Source organism: Borrelia sp. A-FGy1 (assembly GCF_014084025.1).
Taxonomy (GTDB): domain Bacteria; phylum Spirochaetota; class Spirochaetia; order Borreliales; family Borreliaceae; genus Borrelia.
On sequence record NZ_CP043682.1, the window covers coordinates 407,671 to 430,741 of the forward strand.

General features: G+C 27.2%; 21 protein-coding genes. 13 read left to right on the top strand and 8 right to left on the bottom strand.

Annotated elements, in window-relative coordinates:
• Nucleotides 1-30: 30 nt before the first annotated feature.
• Nucleotides 31-876 (bottom strand): hypothetical protein, encoded by an 846-nt coding sequence (locus F0310_RS01930; RefSeq protein WP_182117284.1) that lies wholly within the window; start codon nt 874-876, stop codon nt 31-33.
• Between the two features lie 13 nt (nt 877-889).
• Nucleotides 890-1,912, bottom strand: a complete 1,023-nt coding sequence (locus F0310_RS01935) for a tetratricopeptide repeat protein (RefSeq protein ID WP_182117285.1) — start codon at nt 1,910-1,912, stop codon at nt 890-892.
• Nucleotides 1,913-1,987: 75 nt separating this feature from the next.
• On the opposite strand from F0310_RS01935, the gene F0310_RS01940 reads away from it, so the two are divergent.
• Nucleotides 1,988-3,256 carry a hypothetical protein gene (locus F0310_RS01940; RefSeq protein ID WP_232535935.1) on the top strand — a complete coding sequence of 423 codons (1,269 nt, stop codon included), beginning with the start codon at nt 1,988-1,990 and terminating at the stop codon, nt 3,254-3,256.
• 44 nt (nt 3,257-3,300) lie between these two features.
• Nucleotides 3,301-3,960: an ankyrin repeat domain-containing protein gene (locus F0310_RS01945; RefSeq protein WP_182117287.1), complete on the top strand. Its 660-nt coding sequence runs from the start codon at nt 3,301-3,303 to the stop codon at nt 3,958-3,960.
• On the opposite strand, the gene F0310_RS01950 is transcribed toward F0310_RS01945, so the two are convergent.
• Nucleotides 3,957-5,483, bottom strand: coding sequence for a hypothetical protein (locus tag F0310_RS01950; RefSeq protein WP_182117288.1), 1,527 nt, complete (start codon nt 5,481-5,483; stop codon nt 3,957-3,959). The genes F0310_RS01945 and F0310_RS01950 overlap by 4 nt on opposite strands.
• Before the next feature lie 135 nt (nt 5,484-5,618).
• Between F0310_RS01950 and F0310_RS01955 the strand changes: the two genes are divergently transcribed.
• On the top strand, nt 5,619-6,809 hold the full coding sequence (locus tag F0310_RS01955; protein ID WP_182117289.1) for a dicarboxylate/amino acid:cation symporter: 1,191 nt from the start codon (nt 5,619-5,621) through the stop codon (nt 6,807-6,809).
• Nucleotides 6,810-6,844: 35 nt separating this feature from the next.
• Here F0310_RS01955 and proS read toward each other — a convergent pair whose 3' ends face one another.
• Nucleotides 6,845-8,311, bottom strand: a complete 1,467-nt coding sequence (proS, locus tag F0310_RS01960; protein ID WP_182117290.1) for a proline--tRNA ligase — start codon at nt 8,309-8,311, stop codon at nt 6,845-6,847.
• A 1,177-nt stretch (nt 8,312-9,488) separates the two neighbouring features.
• On the opposite strand from proS, the gene F0310_RS01965 reads away from it, so the two are divergent.
• Nucleotides 9,489-10,100, top strand: a complete 612-nt coding sequence (locus F0310_RS01965) for a DUF3996 domain-containing protein (RefSeq protein ID WP_182117291.1) — start codon at nt 9,489-9,491, stop codon at nt 10,098-10,100.
• A 10-nt stretch (nt 10,101-10,110) separates the two neighbouring features.
• Nucleotides 10,111-10,833 carry a DUF3996 domain-containing protein gene (locus F0310_RS01970; protein ID WP_182117292.1) on the top strand — a complete coding sequence of 241 codons (723 nt, stop codon included), beginning with the start codon at nt 10,111-10,113 and terminating at the stop codon, nt 10,831-10,833.
• Between the two features lie 38 nt (nt 10,834-10,871).
• Here F0310_RS01970 and manA read toward each other — a convergent pair whose 3' ends face one another.
• Together manA and F0310_RS01980 are read right to left on the bottom strand one after the other, a co-directional pair.
• Nucleotides 10,872-11,987, bottom strand: coding sequence for a mannose-6-phosphate isomerase, class I (gene manA / locus F0310_RS01975; protein ID WP_182117293.1), 1,116 nt, complete (start codon nt 11,985-11,987; stop codon nt 10,872-10,874).
• Complete coding sequence (locus tag F0310_RS01980; protein WP_182117294.1) at nt 11,984-13,858, bottom strand: fructose-specific PTS transporter subunit EIIC; 1,875 nt, start codon at nt 13,856-13,858, stop codon at nt 11,984-11,986. The genes manA and F0310_RS01980 overlap by 4 nt, the downstream gene beginning before the upstream one ends.
• A 227-nt stretch (nt 13,859-14,085) precedes the next feature.
• On the opposite strand from F0310_RS01980, the gene F0310_RS01985 reads away from it, so the two are divergent.
• The 3 genes from F0310_RS01985 to F0310_RS05920 are packed head-to-tail and all read left to right on the top strand — an operon-like array spanning nt 14,086 to nt 16,329.
• A complete protein-coding gene (locus F0310_RS01985) occupies nt 14,086-14,676 on the top strand; it encodes a hypothetical protein (RefSeq protein WP_476577975.1) in 591 nt (196 codons plus the stop codon).
• 4 nt (nt 14,677-14,680) lie between these two features.
• A complete protein-coding gene (locus F0310_RS01990; protein WP_182117296.1) occupies nt 14,681-15,562 on the top strand; it encodes a DNA/RNA non-specific endonuclease in 882 nt (293 codons plus the stop codon).
• Nucleotides 15,559-16,329: a hypothetical protein gene (locus F0310_RS05920; protein ID WP_182117297.1), complete on the top strand. Its 771-nt coding sequence runs from the start codon at nt 15,559-15,561 to the stop codon at nt 16,327-16,329. Before F0310_RS01990 ends, F0310_RS05920 begins: the two co-directional genes overlap by 4 nt.
• A 7-nt stretch (nt 16,330-16,336) precedes the next feature.
• On the opposite strand, the gene F0310_RS02000 is transcribed toward F0310_RS05920, so the two are convergent.
• Complete coding sequence (locus tag F0310_RS02000; protein WP_182117298.1) at nt 16,337-16,933, bottom strand: diacylglycerol/polyprenol kinase family protein; 597 nt, start codon at nt 16,931-16,933, stop codon at nt 16,337-16,339.
• Nucleotides 16,930-17,949 carry a peptidylprolyl isomerase gene (locus F0310_RS02005; RefSeq protein ID WP_232535937.1) on the bottom strand — a complete coding sequence of 340 codons (1,020 nt, stop codon included), beginning with the start codon at nt 17,947-17,949 and terminating at the stop codon, nt 16,930-16,932. The genes F0310_RS02000 and F0310_RS02005 overlap by 4 nt, the downstream gene beginning before the upstream one ends.
• 147 nt (nt 17,950-18,096) lie before the next feature.
• Between F0310_RS02005 and F0310_RS02010 the strand changes: the two genes are divergently transcribed.
• From F0310_RS02010 to F0310_RS02030, 5 genes are all read left to right on the top strand, one after another.
• Complete coding sequence (locus tag F0310_RS02010) at nt 18,097-18,957, top strand: CheR family methyltransferase (RefSeq protein ID WP_182117299.1); 861 nt, start codon at nt 18,097-18,099, stop codon at nt 18,955-18,957.
• Nucleotides 18,958-18,992: 35 nt separating this feature from the next.
• Complete coding sequence (gene cheB, locus F0310_RS02015) at nt 18,993-20,153, top strand: chemotaxis-specific protein-glutamate methyltransferase CheB (RefSeq protein WP_182117300.1); 1,161 nt, start codon at nt 18,993-18,995, stop codon at nt 20,151-20,153.
• Nucleotides 20,154-20,176: 23 nt separating this feature from the next.
• Nucleotides 20,177-21,385, top strand: coding sequence for a TraB/GumN family protein (locus F0310_RS02020; RefSeq protein WP_182117301.1), 1,209 nt, complete (start codon nt 20,177-20,179; stop codon nt 21,383-21,385).
• Between the two features lie 36 nt (nt 21,386-21,421).
• Nucleotides 21,422-22,063: an adenylate kinase gene (locus tag F0310_RS02025; RefSeq protein ID WP_182117302.1), complete on the top strand. Its 642-nt coding sequence runs from the start codon at nt 21,422-21,424 to the stop codon at nt 22,061-22,063.
• Nucleotides 22,064-22,847: 784 nt separating this feature from the next.
• Nucleotides 22,848-23,012 (top strand): hypothetical protein, encoded by a 165-nt coding sequence (locus F0310_RS02030; protein WP_182117303.1) that lies wholly within the window; start codon nt 22,848-22,850, stop codon nt 23,010-23,012.
• The last annotated feature ends 59 nt before the right edge of the window (nt 23,013-23,071 follow it).

Sequence of the window (23,071 nt, forward strand, 5' to 3'; positions counted from 1 at the left end):
AGACAAGTATTCAAATTATATTTTTATCTATTACCTTATAATAACAAGTTTACCCTCTCTTAAAAGATTAATATTATTCTTATTTGAAAATAATTTATTAATAGAACATTCATCAAGTATTATGTCTGATCTATTCTTACCATAAACTCCCTTAGCAACTAATTTTAAAGGGTAATCTCCCACTCTATCTCTATTCTTATAAAAAATATCATCTGTATACTCAAGCATACCCCATCTCCTTAATGCATCTGGCTCAACCATCCTCTTATCAAAATAAAGTTTAATATTTTCATCATAAATCTTAATAAAGAAAGAATCTCTCAGTCTAACAAGACCAGAAGAAGATTCATATCCATCTCCTGCATAAATAAGAATACCGGTATAAAATTGATCAGCACTTGTATTCATCAATGGATAAAAAGCCTTATAAGGTTTGTCATGAGACAAAAATAAGTTAATAAAATCAGGGAAAAGATAAAGCTCATATCTAACAGTGATATTTTTCAAATCTTCTGAATATTTTATATAGCCTCTCTTTAAAATATTATCAAATCCTGAAAAATAAAGTATTAAATGGGGATCTGAATTAAAATAATCTTTAAAAGTATTATCAGAATCAATCACCATCTCAAAAAGAGATTGTCTTATTAAAGAATCTTTAAAATCATTAATACTTAACATTAACCTAGAAGTAGAATTGAGGCCAACTCCACCAAATTTATTTTCATCAACTGTTTTACTAATATCAAAATAAACAACCTTTTTATTCCAATCAATTATTCTGTTTATACTCGCTCCGAAATTAAAATTCTTTATTACAGAAATATTCGAATAAAACAAAATAAAAAATTTAAAAAGAACACTAATAAAATTCACATTAAGTCTCCATTTACTTTTTCCCCAAATAAACTCCTATCCAAGCCCAACCATTATTAATTTCTGGATCTTTTGGATAAGAAATTTTCTTAAAGACAAAATACCACTCCCATATGTGCTCCCAGCCTGTAGATTCAAGATAAGAAATATCATCACTAGAGTCAGCTTCAAAGCTATTTGCAAATTGTATTCCATTTTTTCTTCTACTTCCAAGTTTAATCATTGTTGTCAAAAAACTATTTGTATTAATTGAATTACCTCTGCCTCCTCTCTGATCCCAGCTCTGAATAAAAAAATTATGTTTATCTCTTATACTTAGCAACTTTGTCGTATTGCCAGAATAAATATATTTTTTAACGTCCTGAATTAAATCACTCAAATTTCTATAAACTACAAATTCCGGATTATTATAATAATTAACTTTAGTACTAACATTCGAATAATCTCTTAAATCCATTTTCAAGCTTGCTCTTGGAAATGAAAGCAATTTTTTATAATAAAAATATGCCTCATCATATTCCTGTATCCTCTCTAAATCTAGAGCAAGATTATAATAATAACTACCTATATCTTCTTCTTTAAAACTATTAGAATTACTACTAAGTAATAATTTATAATACTGAATCTTATTATCAGCCTCAATATTTAAACTGACTACTTTTTTCGCTATTTCTACTTTTATAGAGCTATTTTCATAAATATAATCATCAAAATTATTAATAACATATCTATAATAAGTAAAAGATACTAAATCCTCCTTCATAGCAGCATATATATTTCCCATCAAATATAAATATAAAGGATAATATTCTCTACTTTCATCATTAGCAATACCTTGATTTACAATAACTAAGGCTTTTTCATAATTCTTATTTCGAATATAAATATTCACTATCCTATCAACAATAAGAAACCTATCTAATCCATTTTTACTTGACCCCTCCAAAAGATATATTAGATTTTGAATTTCTCCCTGCTTAACTTTACAAGCACTTAAAGCTAAAATTAGTCCAAATAATTGAATTAATAACCTCATTACCTTTATTATATAATGTAAGTTATGTATAATAAAGAGTATTCTAAATTCAATAAAATCATCAATCATTTTAATATGAATAAAAAATCAATTTACATTGTATTTCTCGTATTTTTTCTATGTTGTTTTCAAAAAACAAATAAATACGGCATTGTCTTAGATTCAACAAACAGAGAAAAACTTCCAAACGGATCTCTAGTTATAATAGAGAACACAAACCAAAATCAAAAAACAATAACAATAAAGTATAATGACATTAAATTTATAGTACATAAATTTACAATACAAGAATTTTATACAAAAGAAGATGCAGAAAAATTTAGATTAAGCATTAAACCATATATAAACAAATATGCAATAAGCAAAAAAGACATCCTACCCTTAAGAAAATCTCCTGATAACTATAAGGACAACATAATATACAGAATCCCAAAGGATTCTATATTGAAGATAATAAGCATTGGAGAAAGAACAAAAGCTGGTTCTCTTCAAGGTAGATGGATATATCTTTTAACAAAAGATGGATATAAGGGTTATGTTTTTGACTATGCACTAGAAATTTTTGATAATATTACGGGTAAAATAATTACAAATCTACTAGACCAATCCTCACAGAACAATATAATAAATACATTTAAAAATATTAAATATTTAAGACCTCTTTACTATGAAAAAATGATTGCCAGGCGTACTTATGATAATATTCTATTTAAGAAAGACTATGGTTTATTTTTTACTCCACAAAATGAAATAAAAATAAATATTCCTGAATTAAGCTTAACTTTCAAATTTGATATTGTTGACTCCGTTAAACCAAACGGATTTTTATTCAGATCTAAAAATTCAGAAAAAGATTTTATTCTTATAGAAAAGGAATCCTTAAATCACTATAGCTCATATATAAAGGTCAAAGATCACGATCTTAAAGCAAAATTTGTCATTATTGAACAAATTATTGAAAAAATTATACTTGAAATAGAAAAACAAAATAAAAACTTAGTATACAAATTAACATCTTATGAAACATTAAAAAATGGAATATATGGAAATATTGAATTTAAAGAAGATGGTACTTTTATTTGGAAAACAGATCTAAAATTAAAAAATTTACCTAGTTCTGGAAAGTTTAAAATAATAGGACTTACTCCAAATTTACAAATTTCATATAAAAATGCTATAAAGCTTATTACTAATGATAATAAAGAATATTTTTGTTTATTAGACTATACGCAAAATGCTTTGCAACTCATATTTATAAGCCCTGAAAACGTTGAAGATGATATAATAATCGATGACAAAAATAAAATTGCAGTGATATTGTTCAGTAATGGGCATTCTGTTTAAACTAAATTTAAAAAATCTACCAAATTTGTTAAAGGTTAAGATTAATGTTAACAATATTGATATTATTAACACAATTTATTATATCTTTACATGCAAATGAAAATATTACAATGATACAAAAATTAGTAAAAACACTTTACCATACTACTAACCAAGAATATACAGCTAATAAAAAAAAAATAGACAATTTCATATTATCAATAAAATTAAATAATAACGATGATTTAAAATACCTACAAAATATAAAAAATGATTTTTTAATCATATCCATATATTTTAAAAATATAGAAGGAACTACTATTGCTCTAAATATTGGAGCAGAAATAAATTATCAATATAAACTATCTCCACTGACAATTTCAATAATCAACAACGATTTAGAAACCATAAAAAAATTAATAGACTATGGAATAAACATTAATAAAATAGATGAAACAGGACATCCACCAATATTTTGGGCAATATACTTAAATAACGAAGTAATATTCAAATTTTTAGCAGAAAAAGGAGCTGATTTAAGCTTTACTCTTAAAAATGGTAAAACACCTTTACAAGCTGCAGTAGAAATTGAAAATATCAATCTAATTAAATTATTACTTAAAAAAAATACTTATATTACTGACAATTATAAAAAAGAGATTAATAATCTCAAAAATAAAAACATAAGAAATATTTTTAATAAACACAAGAAAAATTTATATTAATAATATCTACTAGAAATTTCAATATTTTTATCTCTATCAAGCAGATCTTTATATACAAAAGATTTCTTACCAAGCTGTTCTTTCAAATCTCTTGGAAAAGGTGTATTTCTCCACATTACACCCCGAACCATTTTCTCAATCTTTTGTATTCCTTTACTTTCTTTATCTATCCAAAGAAAATAATCATCTAAGAAAAGATTTTTAATATTACCTTTTTTAATAAATTTAGAATAGTATTCATAATACTGACCAGTAATTCCTGTTTCCATCCATCTAAACGATGCCTGTTCTTTAGCAAGTTCCCACAAGAAATCTCCAATGCCCAAAATAATAGCTCTTCTTAAGTCCTTAGAATACATAGGAATCAATATCTTGCCTCGTCCTTTGGCTCGATTTTTAATATCTATAGGCTCCCAGCAAATCCCTCTATCACCATAAGACGGGATTAAGATAAAATAAGGAACTATTCTTAAAAAATCTCCTCTGTAATTTTTATGAAAAATTTTAGGTTGAATATCTTCAATATCTTTAACAAGTTGAATAACTCTTTCTCTACTACCAAAAAAATTAGGATTTGCAACTACATTACTCTTAAGCAATATTGGAAAATGATTTCCTCTAGGACCAATGGTAAGTTTATTAGCTTCCATTAAAGAAGCAACCTCCTCTACTGCAATGTTAGATGAAACAGAAACATCAATATCTTGAATTTTATTCTTAATCTCAACAAGTTCCTTATTTGACTCTTTAATTTTAGAAATCAAAGACGTAACTTCTTTGCTAGCTTTAATAAGATCATCAATATAATTAGAAGCATAATTTAAAGGCTTTAAAATATCATCAGAATAAAACCTTCTTATCCCAAACTCAGAGATAAAATTTTCATGAGATGTATCATCAATAAATAAAAATTCAAACATATTCTTTAATTTGCTAATAGCCTCAACTCTTATTGCATCGTTCCTTTTAAGACTACTCCTTAAAAAATCAATATTGGCTAATAGCTTCTCTTGCTTATTAAGCAATATGTTTTTCATATCTTTATCTTTAATGCTATTCACTGGTTCATCCACAGCAAGCTTTCTGAACTTTAAATCATTAACTCCATATATCCATTCATCAAAATAAATAAAAGGTTCATTATAATTATTATCCCAAATGGTTTTTGAAATTAAAGATTTAAGTTCGCTACCAAGAGCATTTGGCAGAAGAGCTGCAAACCTAAATAAAACTTTCTGCTCTTGAGTTAAATTTAAAATATTTTTAGCAATTGATTTCAAAAATTTCCAATAAACATTAATTATCTGACTATATTTATCATTCTTATTGCATTCTTCTGTTGAAGAAGGATTTAAATAATCTAATAATAACTTATGAAGCCTAGAACCAATCTCTCTATCGCTTAAGATAAGATTCTTATAATAATCATCAGTAAAAAAATATTTATCATGTTCTTCTAAGTTAAGAATTTCGGGCAACCTTAAATTTAAACCTGTATTAACTAAATCTGGATACTTATACAAGACCTTCTCCCAAAAACCGAACTGTAAATGACATCTATTAATAAATAGTAATACCAAAGTTTATATTTACCAAAAAATCTAGTAAGATTGATATACTATAGAATTCTATTTTTTAAAAACTTCTAAGGATAAATTATGAACACAAAAGTAAAATTTTTTCTAACAATACCTATTGGAATATTTATTGGACTCTTTTTTCCCTCTGATATTTACAATGCACTATCTCACATTTTTATAAGACTTGCTTACTTCTCCTTGATTCCTTTTTTAATATTCTCAATACCACTCGGAATAGAAAATATTATTGAAAACAAACAATTCAAAAAACTATTTGGAAAAACAATTTATTATGGAATTTTAATCAACGCCATGGGAGTAATTACCTCAATCACAGTCGCAACAATATATATCCCACAAAGAATTCCAATTTTAGATAAAAATATTAAAAATTTATACATATTTGTTAAATCAGAATTTCTTGAAACATTTTTTCCAAAAAATATTTTTACAATACTTACAAGTAACAATCCAAATCTTTTAAGTATTTACATTATCTCAATAATTATTGGTACTAGTTTTTACTATGCAAAACAAAAGGGAAGAATTGCCAGAGAACTTATTTTAAGTACTTCAAACCTTTTTTATAATGCAAATGGAATAGTAGTTAATATATTAAATTTCGGGATCATTTTTATCACAGCAGCATATACTAGCAACTTAAGAAATTTTAAAGATTATCAATACTACTTAAATAGTATATTATTTTTCACATCATGGACACTTATTATTATCTTAATAATAATTCCAATAATTAGTTACAAATTAACTAAAAACTTTAAATTAGCATATCAAAGCATAACAATCTCGTTTCAAAACATAATATTTGCAGGTCTGACAATGGATTCCTATTCTCCTTATTCTGTATTAATAGAAGACATCAAAAATGAAAGAATTAACATAAAAAAATCAATAATTACAAATATACCATTAATTAACTTTATTTCCAAATTTGGAACAATTTTCATTTCAACAATTTCATTTTTTATTATTTTAAAATCTTATTCTAGTTTACCTATATCAATTTATGAAATAAGCTATATTAGCACATTAGCATTTATTTTTATTTTTGCATTTCCACATATACCAAATAATTTAACTTATATAATTACAATGTTATGTTCAACTTATACAAAAGGTATTGAACTTAGCTACTCTAACATAACTCCAATACTTCCGTTATTAACATCCCTAGCCTTAATGATCGACTTCACATTAAATGTGACAATAATATACATAGTAAACTTCAATGAATTAAGAGAAACTTAAATACTAGTAAATACTAGATAATAAGACATAAATGATTAGTAAGATTTTGCAAATAAAACAAGATGTTTTGCTTCTGTCTTACAATAAATGCAGTTTAGATTATGTAAAGATTTACTTCTAAAATTCTCAGGAATACACCTTATTGTAGCTTTTGTATCATTTTGAATACTCTCTTCGCACACTTCACTACCACACCAAGAAGAGAACACAAATCCCAAATGCTCATTAATATAATTCTTAAAAGAATTATAGCTATCTTTTCCCATTCCAAAAATTTCTTTGGTATTCAAATTTCTAAACTCTAAGGCTTTATTAAACAAATCATTCTGCATACTTTCAAGCTCATTTCTAACTATAGATGATAACTCTCTCACTGCTACTTGATATTTAGAGTTTTTATCTTTGTCTCTCCTTGCAATAGTGACACAATCCATAAGAATATCATTAGAGCCTACTTCAATACGTATTGGTATTCCTTTAAGTTCTGCGGAAGAAAATCTAAATCCTGGGGAATTCTTGATATCTTTATCAATCTCAACTCTAAATTTTTCTTTTTTTAATCTATTAAAAATAGCAGTAGCATATTCAAGAATTCTTTTATTAACTTCATCATCGCTCTTAAAAATAGGAATAATAATAAGCTCTATGGGTGCTATTTTGGGAGGCAATATTAAGCCCTTGTTATCGGAGTGAACCATAATCAATGCTCCAATCAATCTAGTTGAAACTCCCCAACTAGTAGCTGAAACATACTCCATCTCTCCTTTTTTATTTTGAAATTTAACATCAAAAGCCTTTGCAAAATTTAACCCCAAATAATGAGATGTTCCAGCTTGCAAAGCTTTCTTGTCCTGCATTAATGCTTCAATTGTATAAGTACAAACAGCACCAGCAAATTTTTCTTTTTCTGACTTTTTTCCATGAAATACAGGAATAGCCAAATAATCCTCAACAAATTTCTTATAAAGACTTAGAATAAATAAAGCTTCACTCTCTGCTTCTTCTGAGGTCTCATGAGCAGTATGTCCTTCTTGCCACAAAAATTCAGTTGTGCGCAAGAATGGCCTTGTTCTCTTTTCCCAACGAACAATATTTGCCCACTGATTAATCTTAATAGGCAAATCTCTGTAAGACTTTATCCACTTACTGTACATATTCCAAATAATTGTCTCAGAAGTTGGCCTTATAACTAAAGGTTCACTCAATTTCTCTCCACCAGCATTTGTTACAACAGCAAGCTCCGGAGAAAATCCTTCGATATGTTTTTGCTCCCTTTTCAAGAATTCATAAGGAATAAATAATGGAAAATATGCATTTTCATGTCCCGTTTCTCTAAGCTTATCATCAAGTATACTTTTAATTCTTTCCCAAATAGCATACCCATAAGGCATAATAACCATGCAACCCTTAATGGGACTATAATCAACAAGCTTTGCCTCTTGTACTATGTTTAAATACCACTTGGAATAATCTTCTTCTTTTGAAATAATAAAACTACTCATAATCTGCCCTTGATAAAATTTTTTAAACCTCACTGCACAAATTCAATAACTAATATCTTATATATTTGAATCACAAATCTACTATATTTATTTATAAAAAGCATTCATCATAACTTTCCCTATAATCTACAACATAATCTACAACAAACAAACACAATCTTCTTTAAATAAGGATCTATCTTATTTTATCATTTTATCTCCTATTCCAATTTTCTTTAGCCCTTAGCCCCGCCCCCTCCTCCTACAAAAACACCCTCATTCTTAACATATAAGGAATAGTAAAAATAGTAAAAGTATAAAGATCTAAAAACAATTTAAATACCTTACCTTATTAAATTAAAATAAATCTGATACTTATTCTCTTGTTAAAAATTAAATAAGCCTAAAGATTTATCTTTAGATTCTCCATTATCAACATAAACATTCCTATTATTGTTTAAATGACTTATGTCAAGGCCTTTAATACTTTAAATCAATCATCCTCAAGAAATTATAAAGATTCTTATCATAAATACTAACATAATCGATATGTTAGCTAAATTATAGCATATACCTTATATTTTATAAAATTATTTTTAACATAAATCTAAAAGAATAAACTCAAGAGCAGTACACTGTATCCTTCCTCTTACATTCAAAAAGACTATACTTACAAACATAAAGTAAGCTCCTTTACTAAAAAAGCCTAGATCATTAAAAATATATACGAGAAGGCACAAAAATTTGCAAAAACAAAAAGTAAAAATATCAAAACAAATCTTCTAATAAACCTGTAAGCAAAAATCCTTGATTAAAGCTTATCTTTATATTAAAAAAATGTCAAATATGTTTTTAATATAAATCTTTGCTGTAATATTTCTTTTTATAAGCTGGATATTATGTTTAAAAATTGCAATAAACCTTTTAACAAAATTTCTATAAGACTTTTTTTTGAATTAGTTACCACTTCAAAGTACTTAACAACAAGTTACAAATTCCAAAAGGTTATGCTGGTTTTTACGGCTAAAAATTGTCATAGATTCTTTAAAATTAATAATAATTTAATGCTAAAGGATTATACAATAAAGCTATTCTTAGGCAAATTATCTATCAGGAATCTTCTTTATATCTTATACTTTATAGAATACAATTCTAACAATTGTAAATATTTGGCTAGATATAAGTTAAAGGAGAATTTATGAAAAAATTATTAATATTAATTATGTTTTTGTTATTGACACTCCCTTCTTTTGCTCAACAAGTTAGTTCATTAGATCTTGATAATGTACTAAGAGAAAGGGAAAACTTAAATAATCTATTTGGAATAGGTTTTGGGATTGGAAATCCTATTACAAATATTACAATTTCTGTTCCATATGTAGACATAGAGTTTGGATATGGAGGATTTAATGGTCTTCATCCCAATAATTTCGTACCCTATATTATTTCTGGGATTGATTTTATGTTTAAAGAAGAACTTTATCAAAACACAATAATAAGTGGTGGCTTTGGTGTAGGTGTAGACTGGTCTCAAGAAAATATGACTAATACAGTTCCTAGAGAAAAACCAGAACAAGACGATAGCGATGAAGATACTGAAGAGATATCTCCACAAAAATCCACATACAAAAATAGACTAGGTATTGTGCTTAGACTTCCTATTTCATTAGAATACAGTTTCTTAAAAAATCTTGTAATAGGGTTTAAAGCTGTGGCTACACTTGGTGGGGTAATGCTATTAGACTCTAAGTCAATGGAAGGGATGAGATTTGGATTTTTTGGTGTTGGATACCTCAAAATATATATATGAAGGAAAGCTAATGGAAAAAAATATTCAAAAAATACTCATGTTATTGTTAACGCTTAATATATATTACTTTGCGTTCTCTAAATCTAATGACATTGCCTACAAAATTAAATGCAATACAGAAGATGATGGAACTATTTGTACTACAAATGATAATAAAAATGTTCATCCCAACAAACCTATGCCTACTCATCCTCCAAAAGCTAGGTCTATCCATCAAAAAAAAACTAAAATATCTATTGCAAAGCCTTTTTTATTTAAAGGAAAAAAAGAAAAAACCGCATATGACTCATTTGCATTAGGAGCAGGGACCGGAAGTCCAGTAGGAAATATTCTATTTTCGATGCCATATGTAGATATAGACCTTGGATATGGTAGTTTCATTGATTTTAATCCTAAAAATTTTCAACATTACATGCTACTTGGTCTTGATTTAATTTTTAAAAAAGAAATAGGCCCTACCGTAGTTGTAGGAGGAGGATTTGGCATTGGTGCAGACTGGTCTCAGGTAGATCTCATTCCTCCAGGTAGTAAAAAATTTATTACTTACCAAAGAATAGGAACAGTATCTAGACTTCCCATAACAATGGAATACAAATTCGCAAAAAATTTATCACTAGGCCTTAAAGTTTATCCTTCATTTGGCCCAACCATATTGCTCACAAAACCAAAAATAATGTTTGAAGGAATTAGGTTCAAATTATTTGCAGTCGGGTTTATTAAATTTACCATATAAGCAATAGTATTTTTATTAGAGTAAGCTATAAAAAATTTCTAAACAGAAAGTGCAACAAATATTTCACCATTTCCACGGATTAACAATTTTTCATCACATATACCTATAAATACACTCTCCCCCTTCTTAATGAAAAAATGATTATTTATATGAATTTGACCACCCATAACTAACAAGATCATCTCACTGTTTCTTTTTAAACAAATTTCTTCATTAATTTTTCTGTGAAGCAACATCAAATTAGTACCTGGAAGCTTAAATGCATCAAATTTATCAATTTCCTCGACTTTTAATAATGAAAATCTTCCTTCTTCAAACTTACCTACCTTAAGCATCTCATTCTTATTAATATATTTAGTAGTAAGCCCTGCTCTTATTACGTTATCAGAATTAGTCATAAGCTCAAGACATTCTCCTTTAAGATATGCATGTACTTCTCGACTTTCCGTGTAGATTACCTCACCTGGATTTAATTTAAAAATATGCATTCCCAAAAATACCAAAAGACCTATATCTGCTCCATAAACTTTATATATTTCATTAAACCAATAAGCCCTATCTCTTTCTAGAAAACTTAAATTCTCCTGTATTTTACTAATAGCATTTTCAATGTCACATTTTTGCAAGTTAAATATATTACTTATAAACTCTTTATGATTTACAAAGTTAAAATCTAATTCTAATTTTTTACACATACCTTTAATTTCAATAAGAGGTAAAAATCCTTTAAGAACATAAAAATCACTTAAAGCATAAACAAGTTCTATTTTTGGATTCTCATCTTTATAAACTCTCTCTGGATTATTAATGTTTACTCCTCTATCATTTTCAAGTTTAAAACCCTCTAAAGCAATATCTTTTGAAGGATGTACTTGAATTGATAAAGGCTTTGCAGCTGATAAAACCTTAAACAAAAAAGATAACTCATTCCCCTTTCTTAAAAGTTCACTATGTTGCTCTAAAAAATTACAAAGAGATACATATCGATTTTTAATCAATATTTTACTAGAGAATGTCTTATGCGCGCCAAGCCACATCTCAGCCTTGGGTAAGCCATCTTGTTTTTGTCCCAAAATAGAAGGGATAAAACTAGTTCCGCCCCAATCATATTCTTTAATTTCATTTTTCATCAAAAATATATTGTCAAAACTCATTTAGATACCTTAAATTTTAAAGATTTTAGAAAAATTACTAAAATTGTTGCAACAACAACACCAGAAGCCATTGCAACAATAAAGCCTACTTTATTATCAACAACAGGAAGTACTATGGGTCCTCCATGCGGTGCATGATCTGCAACCCCTAAGAAAGCTGCAATAATACTTGCAACAGCACCGCCAGCTATTATTGACGGTAGAACTCTTGCAGGGTCACTAATAGCAAATGGAATGGCACCTTCACTAATTCCAATAAAAGAAATCAAAAATGATACTTTACCAGATTCCCTTTCTTCATCTCCAAATAATTTAGGCATAATAAAAGTAGCAAGCCCCATAGCCATAGGAGGAACAGGAATAGCTGATGCTACCATACCCATTATTTGCGGAACTTGAGGAATCATCCCAACACCAAAAAGGAATGCAACTTTATTAAAAGGTCCTCCCATGTCAATAGACACCATAGAACCAAGTATTAAACCAATTAAAACTTTTCCCAAAATACCATAAGCCTCTGAATTATTCTGTAATGATTTAAGCCCATTTTCAAGTAATGTCATAAATTGAGAAATATAGACCCCAGTATATATCATGAAAAATCCAATAATCAAAGTGCTTATTAAAGGAATAACAAAAATAGGCATTACAGGCTTTATCCATTCAGGGACTTTTCTCCGAGCTATCCATCTAGCAACAAATCCGGCAATAAACCCAGCAAGTATTGCTCCCAAAAATCCTGATCCAATATCCTTAGCAAGAACACCTCCTACAAGCCCTGGAGCAAGTCCTGGTTTATCGGCAATTGCCATAGCAATAAACCCTGCAAGTATTGGCAACATCATCTCAAAAGCAACAGCACCAATATCAGTAATAGTCTTATAAAAAGGATATTCAGAAAAATTTGGACCATCGGAGCCAATTCCAGCCAATGCTATTCCAATGGCAATCAAAATACCGCCACTTGCTACAATTGGAATCATAGGAGAAACCCCACTCATTAAATATTTATAAAAATTAGATTTGGTCTTTTTAATTGTACTTCTTAAATAAGGATTCATATTCTTATAATTAAATATCGGGGCATTAAATGCTTCTCTAATAACATCTTCTATATTATTTATAGCTTTAGCAGTTGAAATCTTATAAACCCTCTTTCCATCAAATCTTTCTTCATTAACATCTTTATCAACGGCAAGTATTACAACATCAGCATCTTTAATCTCATTTTCTGTTAAGGCATTTTCAATACCAATAGAGCCTTGAGTCTCAACTTTAACTTTATAACCCTGCTTTCTAGCTTCAGTTTCAATCTTCCTGGCAGCAATATACGTATGTGCAATTCCTACAGGGCAAGAAGATACAGCAACTATTTTTTTTGACTCAGAATAAACCACAATATCATCCCTATAAGAAGACTTTTCAACATTTTCCATGTAAGAATAAATCTCATCAGGACTATTTACATTTTTCAAAATATTCTTAAAATCATCGTTTTCAAACAATTGAGCTATGAAAGCTATTGATTTAATATGATCATTACCTTGTTGATTTTTAGACATACAAATTAAAAATATTAAATTAACAGGAGGATTATTATCAGACCACTTTATACCATTTCCTTTCACATAAAGCAATGAAACAAAGCTTGTCTTAACAAAATCTCCTATAAAATGGGGTATAGCAACACCATTCTCCCAAGACGTGTCTCCAATATTTTCTCTATCAAAAATACCCCGAAAAAATTCATCTTTATTATCTATATAACCCTTTTCATTTACTTTATCTAATAAAAAATTAATGGCATCTTCTTTAGATTTCATTTCCATCGATATAAAAATAAGTTCTTTTTTCAAAAAATTTAAAAACATATCTTCAACCTCCTAAACACTTAAAATAATTGTATCACAGCATAATAATTAAATTTAGATACTTTTATTAAACTTTTTAATAAAAGTATGTTATCAATATTTTAAAATTAAACCTATTAATTTGCCTTATTTTAATTTACTTTTTTATTTACAATTTATTTTATATTATTGAATCTAATTTAACTATGAGAAAAATAATTAAACTCCATTTACTTTTATTATATACAATGCTGCCTTTCTCACATGCAACACAACAAAAAGATGAGATAAATGATAAAAAAAAACTACGATTAGAAAAATCATCAAACAAAAATGAATATAGCTTTTTTTCTACGGTAAGAGGATTTACTCATTCATCAGGGCTTGGACTTGGAACTGGATTTTTCATAAATTCTAAGATAAATCACTTAATATTCAGGCCTTATTACATTTTTGCAATTAATAATTTTGATTTCCTAGCAGTGATTTTGATTTCAATTCATGAAGATTATAACATATCAAAAAGATTTAAATATTCAAGCTCTTATATCGGAACAGGGATGAATTGGCACATTTCAAATTTAACAAATAAAACAAATTATTTCTCATTAACATTTGGCATTGGAGGAAGATTCTATCTTTCAACAAATTTTATAGGTGACTTTAAATTTTATGAAAAACTGCCTTACATAATAGAACCTTATATATTTTTTGAACTCTCCACAAAAAAATCTATACCATACTTAAGTTTATACTCTAGAATTGATTTCTTATTCCTTGACACATTTAATATTTCTTTCGATTTTGGTATTAGATATAATTTTGAAGTACAGAGGTAAAATCATGAAACAAAAATCAATGTCTTTAATATGTTGTTACATATTAATTTTATTATGTTTTTTATTTCTTAATCAAAATCCAAAAATTCTAAAAAATTTTAAAGAAATAGCTTGTAATCATATAAAAACATTTAAAGATAAGATTAACAGTCATCAAAATTCAACTAAGTTAAAAGAAAAATATCTCTTGCCAAAAGGATATCTTACGACTCAAGTACTACATAAAAAATACTATTCTTTAGGATATGCTGAAAGTGCAAGACAAGCAGAATGGGTGGCTTACCTTTTGAAAAGAGAGATGGTTGAACTAGCTTTAACACTACTCAAGGAGAAAAAAATAAAGAGAAGCAATAAATTTTTTGAAGATAAAGACATTAAAGGAATTGCTCCAAAATTAAAAGATTACTTTAAGAGCGGATATGACAAAGGCCATATTATCAGTTCTGCCGACATGTCTTTTTCTGAAGATGCAATGAGAGATACTTATTTTTTATCAAACATATCTCCCCAAAAAAGAGAATTTAATTCTGGAATCTGGCTAAAACTTGAAAAATTGGTTAGAGAATGGGCAATTTTAAAGGGAAAGATTTATATTATTAGTGCAGGAATTTTAACAGAAAACAAGGGATTTATTGGAAATAATAAAATACTTATTCCAAAAAATTTTTACAAAATAATGTTATCATTAAATGATGATAATTCTTATGACATAATTTCTTTTATTATTCCAAATGAAAAGGCCAAAGTCTTAAACTTAAGAAATTATGTAGTGAATGTTTACTCAATTGAGGAAAAAACTAATATAGATTTTTTTGAAAAGCTTGATATCAGATTAAAAAAAATAATTAAAATGAAAAAAGATTACCATTCTTGGATATTTAAATGAAAATAACTTTCATTAAATTAAATTTCTTCTTATTAACAATTTTTGCATTAGGAATAACCGTAATATCAACATTTATGTACTACATTAACTTTAGAGTAGATTTTTATAACTACCTTGTTAAGGTTTATAACAGAAATTTATTAACTTTAATCAATATTCTTTTTATTTTTAGTATTGGCATAATAGGCTCTATTTGGACATACATCCATTATAAGAGAACAAATAATATACAATTTGTATTTTTTTATTGTTTTATCTGTTCATACATATTTGAATCTCTATCAATTTTTAAATACTACTTCTTAAATCATGAATTAAGTATAGAATACTACTACTACATGAAAATATATAATCTAATGACCGTATTTTCGTTACTAAACTTATTTTTTCTAAGTCTACATATATGTGATTTCCAAATAAAATCAATCACTTACAATATTTATTTAATTTTCACTTTTTCAATTATTTATATCTCTTTAGTACCTATCAACGCATATGAGTATACTCATATGAATAATTTTCTATTTGCAATAGGAAATCAAAAATTTCATGTTAATTTATTCTTATTACTAATCTTAATAAATTTTTTAGTCGCATTTTTAAGGAAAAAAAACCTTAGTTATCTTCTATTACTTGTGTCAATTTTTTTAATATTACTAGGCATATACTTAAACTTTATTGAAATACCCTATGCTTTCATTCCAATCTTAATAGGAGTATCAATATACTTAAGAGAAGCAGGCAAACTTTTCTTCTACTGGTTATAATATTAACTCAACACACAACAAAAGATATCATTGACACACCCACAGGCAAAAATAAATTATCATATTTTTTAAAATCAAAAAGTTCAAAAATAACAGCGCCCATGCCAACAACTGATGCTATTATTAAGCTTGGAAAAAAATAATAACAAGCAATAAAAGAAACTAAAAAAATAGCAACACTACCAGAAAATGTTTTATTATTCACAAGTTTAAAAGAAGGAATTGTCTTTCCAAAAAGACTAGCTAGTCCATCACCAAGACAGGCTGAAAATATTCCGATGTAATTAAAAGGCTCAGGCACAATATAATAAGTAAAAGATATACTAACTACTAAAAATATTGGAGATAATACCATCTTACAATAAGATATTTCTCTAGTCTTCATTATTATCTCCGATATATCTTGTAAAAAAAATAAATTTATTTTCATAAGCCTAAATATTTCTGAAATTAAGTATATCATCATAAAAAATAGACTAAATGAAAGACCTAGCCAAAAACTCATTTTATAAAACAACAAAAATATTAAAGTAGAAATATGAAATATTTTTCTATAAATTTCATATTTAATATTTTCCTCAAAAAAAAATCGAGAATAAATCATTTAATCTTCCTTAAAAGGATATTAAATTTTAAAAAGGAATTTGGTTTTATAACTTCACTAATACTTCTCTTGCCATAAGCAAGACTAGGTGGAATTATCACCATTCTTTCCTCACCCTCATGCATATCTAACAATGTTAGGTCCCATCCTTCAATCACTTGCCCATAGCCAACCATAAACTCAATTGGCTCTCCCCTGTCAATCGAACTGTCAAACTTTAATTCACTTAGTAAAAACCCTTCATAATCAACTATTAAAATATCTCCTTTCTTAACACCTTTGCCTTTTCCCTGCTTATTGATCTTATAAAAGATATCATTATTATCCTTTTTAAAATCTCTATATTTTTTATAAATAATTTCAAGTTGAGAAGATATGTATTTTCCCATTTCTTCTTTCTTCTTTGACTCATAACTTTTTTTTAATTTTATAAATTCCTTATTGCTAACTTTAAAAGATTCAGCATCATCACCAATACGAATGATTTCCACTTTCTCTATTTTATCTCCCTGACGAATTTTGTAAACTGTCTCCATTCCTTCAACTACTTTACCAAAGATTGAATGCTTAGAATCAAGGTAAGTAAGAGTATCTGATAGAGTTATAAAAAATTGACTTCCATTAGTATCAGAACCCGCATTAGCCATAGAAACAATTCCTATTGCATTATGACTTAAACCCCTCCCCAGTTCATCAGGAAAAAAATAACCAGGACCTCCAGTACCCGTTCCTGTAGGATCTCCTGTCTGAACAATAAACCCATCAATCACTCTATGAAAAACAATATTTTCAAAATAAGGCTGATTTGTAACAGCATTTTTAAAAAGTCCTTCACTAAGACCAATAAAATTCATAACCGTCAAAGGTGAAACCTTATAGTAAAGTTCTATCTTTATATTACCTTTATTTGTATAAATCAATGCAAATATACCATTGCTTTTCACTGTATTTTCCTTTTTACTAATACAACCCATTAGTATTAAAATAAACAAAAAATAAAATGAACATTTTTTCACAGACACTTCCTTATATGGTGATTAAACAAACTTAATCCGTTCTAATTTTACAATTATTTTGTAAAATTTGTAAAATTAACTAGAAATTTATCATAATTAAGTAATACTTAATTAATAAGGAAAATTATAAAATTTAGGTTTTATTAAATGTTAGACATTAGCAATGAACTTCTCTTAAAGTTTTGTAACTTTATATACGAAAATAGTGGTATTTGTTTTGATGAAAAAAATAAAATTGTACTAAAGGGACGAATTAATGACGCTATACATGAGCTTGAAAACATCAATACTCCAAACCAATTATATAATTTAATAATCTCCGACAAAATTAAAAAAGATTATTTCCTAGACCTTGTTACAACAAATTTAACACGGTTTTTCAGAAACGAAGCACATTTTCAAACATTTGAAAAATTCATAGTTCCAAATTTAGTAAAAATTAAAAACAAAAAAAACAAGAATAGAATTATTATATGGTCTGCTGGCTGTTCAAGCGGAGAAGAACCGTACTCATTGGCATTTGTTCTTAAGTCTAATCTCCCAGCAAACTTTGACTTCATTATTATAGCTTCTGATTTAAGTTTAAAATCTCTAATGATAGCAAAAGAAGGTCTTTATTCTATACAAAAATGTGAACACATTCCAACAAAATATAAAAAATATATGAGCCCTTATATGAATGGATATAAAGTGGTAAACGACATTAAGAAACACATACGATTTGATTATCATAACTTAAATTTTGAAAGTGGATTTTTAAACATTGATGTTGTTTTTTGCAGAAATGTGCTCATATATTTTGATGAAAAATCTAAAATAAAAGTTTTAAAAAAGTTCTACTCTTCCATGTCTGAAAAAAGTTACTTATTTATTGGACATTCAGAATCACTATTCGGACTTGATCTTCCTTTTAAATTCCTAAAAACCCCTTGGTCTATAATATATGAAAAAGATGATCAAAGTATTCCAAAAGGAAAGTTTAAATTTCAGCCCAAATATAGGTTATAATTTGATAAACATAAATTTATAGGAGCAAATCAAAAATGAGAACAAAAATTTATGTGCTTGTTATTGAAGATTCTGCTACTAATAGGAAAATTATATCAGATATAATTAATTCATCTTTAAAACTTGAAGTTATTGCTACCGCATCTAATGGAAAATTAGCCCTTAAAAAACTTAATAAACAACCCGATGTCATACTATTCAATTTAGAAACAGAAACAATAAAAGAAATTAATTTTTTACAATCTAAAAGGAACATTAATAATAAAATTCCTGTTATCATTCTATCATCAAGCAAAGACATAGCAAAAAACGCATTATTAAAAGGAGCAGATGATTTTATCATAAAATCTGATGATAAAATAGAATATATAAAAGATCAAATTATTGATCTGCTCTATGCTTACGGCATAAAGTCCATAAAAAGCAAAATTATTAATAGTGTTAACCTAAAATTAAAAACAAAGAAAATTGAAACAAGTAATACAATCAAAGAAAAAACTTTAAACACAAAATATATAATAGATGAAAATTTAATAATAAAAAAAGACATACTTGAAAACAAATATTTTTACCAAGAAACAATAATAGATGAAGAAAATTTAAAAAAACTCAAAAATAGGAAATTTGATATAGTTGTCATTGGAATATCTACAGGAGGGCCTGTAGCATTAAAGACTATACTACCAGAAATCCCTGATAATTTTCCCATACCAATAATAATTGTTCAACATATGCCAAAAGGATTTACATCAGAATTTGCAAGAAGTCTCAACAACATTTGCAGCTTAGTTGTAAAGGAAACAAGCAATAAAGAAATACTAAAAAGAGGATTCATATACATAAGTTCTAGCGGATATCACACAAGAATTAATAAAATTAACGATAACTATCAAATAGAAGTATTTGACGACAAGAATGTAAATGGACATAAACCATCTATCGGAGTATTATTTAAATCGGTATCAGAAAACGCTAAAGAAAAAGCAATAGCCTTTATAATGACAGGAATGGGCAGTGATGGATCTAGAGAAATTGGAGAAATTAAGAAAGCCGGAGGACTTACTATTGCTCAAGACAAGAAAAGCTCTGTAGTTTTTGGTATGCCAAAAATAGCAATAGAAGAAAATAACGTAGACTATATAGTTTCAATAAACCATGTGGTAAAATTATTAAAGGCCATTCTGCTTGATGGTTGAAGTTTTAAAGATAAGGATACCATTTGGACTTTATAGAAGAAAATAGTGAAGATTGTTTTTCACATGTTAGTACTATTGATATAGATAACAATAAAATATACATATTAGGTACAGCACATGTATCAAAAAAAAGCTCACAAGATACAGCTACTTTAATTGAAAAGTTAAAACCATCCTTTATTGCTGTTGAACTTGATAAATCACGCTACAATGCAATCTTAAACACGGATGAGCATAAAAAATGGCAAGACTTAGATATATATAAGGCTATAAAACAAGGAAAAGCATTTTTATTAATAGTACAGCTAGCATTAAATAACTTCCAAAAAAAGTTAGCAAAAGATCAAGGAATTAGTCCTGGAGAAGAGATGAAAACAGCTATTTTAAAAGCTAAGGAACACAATATTCCAATAATACTTGCAGACAGAAAAATCGAAATAACACTAAAGAGAGCTTGGCATTGTGTTCCCTTTAAAGAAAAAATCAAAATAATATCAATTCTTCTTTCCTTCTCAGATACAAAAGTAACAATAGATGAAATTGAAAAATTAAAAGAACAGGATATTCTATCAAGTATGATGGAAGAACTTGCAAAAGAAATCCCTACTGTCAAAAAAATTTTAATTGATGAAAGAGACAAATTTATAGCAAGCAAAATACTTAATGGTTCAGGTATAACCTTTGCTGTTGTGGGAGCTGGACACGTAAAGGGAATAATAACGAATTTGAAAAATATCAAAGAAAACAAAAAAGTAATAAACATTGATTCCTTAAACAATATACCTAAGAAAACCTTTTCACTTGGAAAACTAATATCTTACTTAATACCTATTTTAGTCATTGCGTTAATAGTAAGTTCATTTTATTTTAAGGGTTTTGATTTTGCCTATAAAAATATAGAACTCTGGATAATATTTAACTCTTCGTTTGCAGGTCTTGCTGCTATTTTACTAAGAGCTAACATTATAACAATATTTACAGCTTCAATCGGTGCTCCAATTTTTTCTCTAATTCCATTTATTGGAACAGGTATGGTAGCAGGGCTTGTCGAAGCTTATATAAATAAGCCAAAAATAAAAGACTTTGAAAACTTACAAGAAGATTTAAATAATGTAAAAGGATATTTTAAGAACAAGGTTACAAAAATTTTACTGATAGTATTCTTTGTAAACATTGGCTCTTCTATTGGAACAATTGTTGGTCTTAAATTTTTATTAAATATTTTCATCTAAACACTAAAAGGGGTAGTGGGTACACAGGAGTTATTTATGAAACTTGTTTTTTTAGGGCCTCCAGGTTCTGGAAAAGGTACAATTGCTAAGATAATTTTGAAAAAACTAAACTATTACCACATTTCAACAGGTGATCTTTTTAGGGTAAATATACTAAATTCCACAACACTTGGTAAAGAAATAAAACAAATAGTTGAAAGTGGGAAATTAGTCCCCGATTCAATTACAATTAAAATAGTTGAAGATAAAATTAAAACACTTGGTAATACTGATAATTTCATTCTTGATGGTTTTCCAAGAAATATCTCTCAAGCTCAGGCTTTAGATAAATTCTTACAAAATCTTAAAATAATAAATTTTTTCATTGATGAAGAGATTCTTATCAAAAGACTTTCTGGAAGAAGAATATGCAAAACTTGCGGCGAAATATTTAATATACACACATTTCCTACAAAAGAAAATGGAGTTTGCGATATTTGCAAAGGCAATCTTTACCAACGAAAAGACGATATAGAAGAGTCTTTAAAGATAAGACTTAAAGAATATAATTTACAAACAAAGCCACTAATAGATTTTTACTCAACTAGCAATAGACTTTTTAATATAAATGCATCCCAAAATGTTAATAGAGTGGAAAAAAATTTGATGGAAATAATAACAGGGGTAGAAACCCAATAGAAAATTCTTAAAAAACAAAGCAATTATATAGATTGATTTAACTAACAATAGACTTTTTAATAATCTTCATTTAATTTCAAGATGACATGAAGATTATTAAAACAAAAGCTTATGTAATAACCATTTTATTTATATATTTACTATTTTTATAGTCTTTTCAGATTTATTTAAATGAAAATCAAGATACAAACAATATTTACATTAACTTTAAAACTACTTATCATCCTTCTCAGACACTTGCAATCACAGTTTACCCCCCCCCAAGTTCCATAATTCCTTAGATAAAACAAGCAACATAAAATAATCAAATCTTACCAGTTCATGAAGAAATGTTAATCTAACTTCATATTTAGTTGCTATAAATTTATTAAAGTTTTATACTTCCCACCCACTTCTCTTTTATTACAAATCAATGCACTAAATTTAGATTTAAGCACTGCGATATATTTCCTTCTTCCTTTTAAAAGTAAAATCAATTTTAATCCTGTTTTCCTTATGAATTTATATACATAAATTAAAGTTGAAATGAGCTTATGGGAATGAAAAATATTCAAAAAATACTGAATTTCATTCTGAAATAGCAACGAGAAAGGTGACTTATAATTTGAGTCTTATTTTATACTTGGGGGAAAATGTAATGAAAATATTACTAAAATCATAGTAATTCATTATAACCCATGAAAAAAATATTGATTTACAACAAACCTTATACTAATAGTAACCTATAAAATGATTTTATTCATTAATATAATAGAATTTTATATGAAGGGGAATATAATAGGTAATGCCAAAAATGAAAATAATATTAGATAAAGAACAAGTCATTGATTTCTTTTATAACAACATTTATTCTGTTACAAAACTTGAAATTCAAATCTCATTTAAGCCTAGATACGCAATTCAAATTGTCAACAAAACTATTTATAGTGAATATAAAATAGGAATCTAATATTTTCCCTCCAAAAATTATTACAAACAATCTATATATGAACTAAGATTTTATCGGGT

Excerpts from the sequence above, each read along its gene's own strand:
- F0310_RS01955 (WP_182117289.1), top strand. The coding sequence starts at position 5,619 with ATGAACACAAAAGTAAAATTTTTTCTAACAATACCTATTGGAATATTT.
- F0310_RS02030 (WP_182117303.1), top strand. The coding sequence starts at position 22,848 with ATGCCAAAAATGAAAATAATATTAGATAAAGAACAAGTCATTGATTTC.
- F0310_RS01935 (WP_182117285.1), bottom strand. The coding sequence starts at position 1,912 with ATGAGGTTATTAATTCAATTATTTGGACTAATTTTAGCTTTAAGTGCT.
- F0310_RS02000 (WP_182117298.1), bottom strand. The coding sequence starts at position 16,933 with ATGATTTATTCTCGATTTTTTTTTGAGGAAAATATTAAATATGAAATT.
- F0310_RS01945 (WP_182117287.1), top strand. The coding sequence starts at position 3,301 with ATGTTAACAATATTGATATTATTAACACAATTTATTATATCTTTACAT.
- F0310_RS01985 (WP_476577975.1), top strand. The coding sequence starts at position 14,086 with ATGCTGCCTTTCTCACATGCAACACAACAAAAAGATGAGATAAATGAT.
- manA (WP_182117293.1), bottom strand. The coding sequence starts at position 11,987 with ATGAGTTTTGACAATATATTTTTGATGAAAAATGAAATTAAAGAATAT.
- F0310_RS01990 (WP_182117296.1), top strand. The coding sequence starts at position 14,681 with ATGAAACAAAAATCAATGTCTTTAATATGTTGTTACATATTAATTTTA.
- F0310_RS02010 (WP_182117299.1), top strand. The coding sequence starts at position 18,097 with ATGTTAGACATTAGCAATGAACTTCTCTTAAAGTTTTGTAACTTTATA.
- F0310_RS01970 (WP_182117292.1), top strand. The coding sequence starts at position 10,111 with ATGGAAAAAAATATTCAAAAAATACTCATGTTATTGTTAACGCTTAAT.
- F0310_RS01980 (WP_182117294.1), bottom strand. The coding sequence starts at position 13,858 with ATGTTTTTAAATTTTTTGAAAAAAGAACTTATTTTTATATCGATGGAA.
- F0310_RS02025 (WP_182117302.1), top strand. The coding sequence starts at position 21,422 with ATGAAACTTGTTTTTTTAGGGCCTCCAGGTTCTGGAAAAGGTACAATT.
- F0310_RS05920 (WP_182117297.1), top strand. The coding sequence starts at position 15,559 with ATGAAAATAACTTTCATTAAATTAAATTTCTTCTTATTAACAATTTTT.
- cheB (WP_182117300.1), top strand. The coding sequence starts at position 18,993 with ATGAGAACAAAAATTTATGTGCTTGTTATTGAAGATTCTGCTACTAAT.
- F0310_RS01940 (WP_232535935.1), top strand. The coding sequence starts at position 1,988 with ATGAATAAAAAATCAATTTACATTGTATTTCTCGTATTTTTTCTATGT.
- proS (WP_182117290.1), bottom strand. The coding sequence starts at position 8,311 with ATGAGTAGTTTTATTATTTCAAAAGAAGAAGATTATTCCAAGTGGTAT.
- F0310_RS01965 (WP_182117291.1), top strand. The coding sequence starts at position 9,489 with ATGAAAAAATTATTAATATTAATTATGTTTTTGTTATTGACACTCCCT.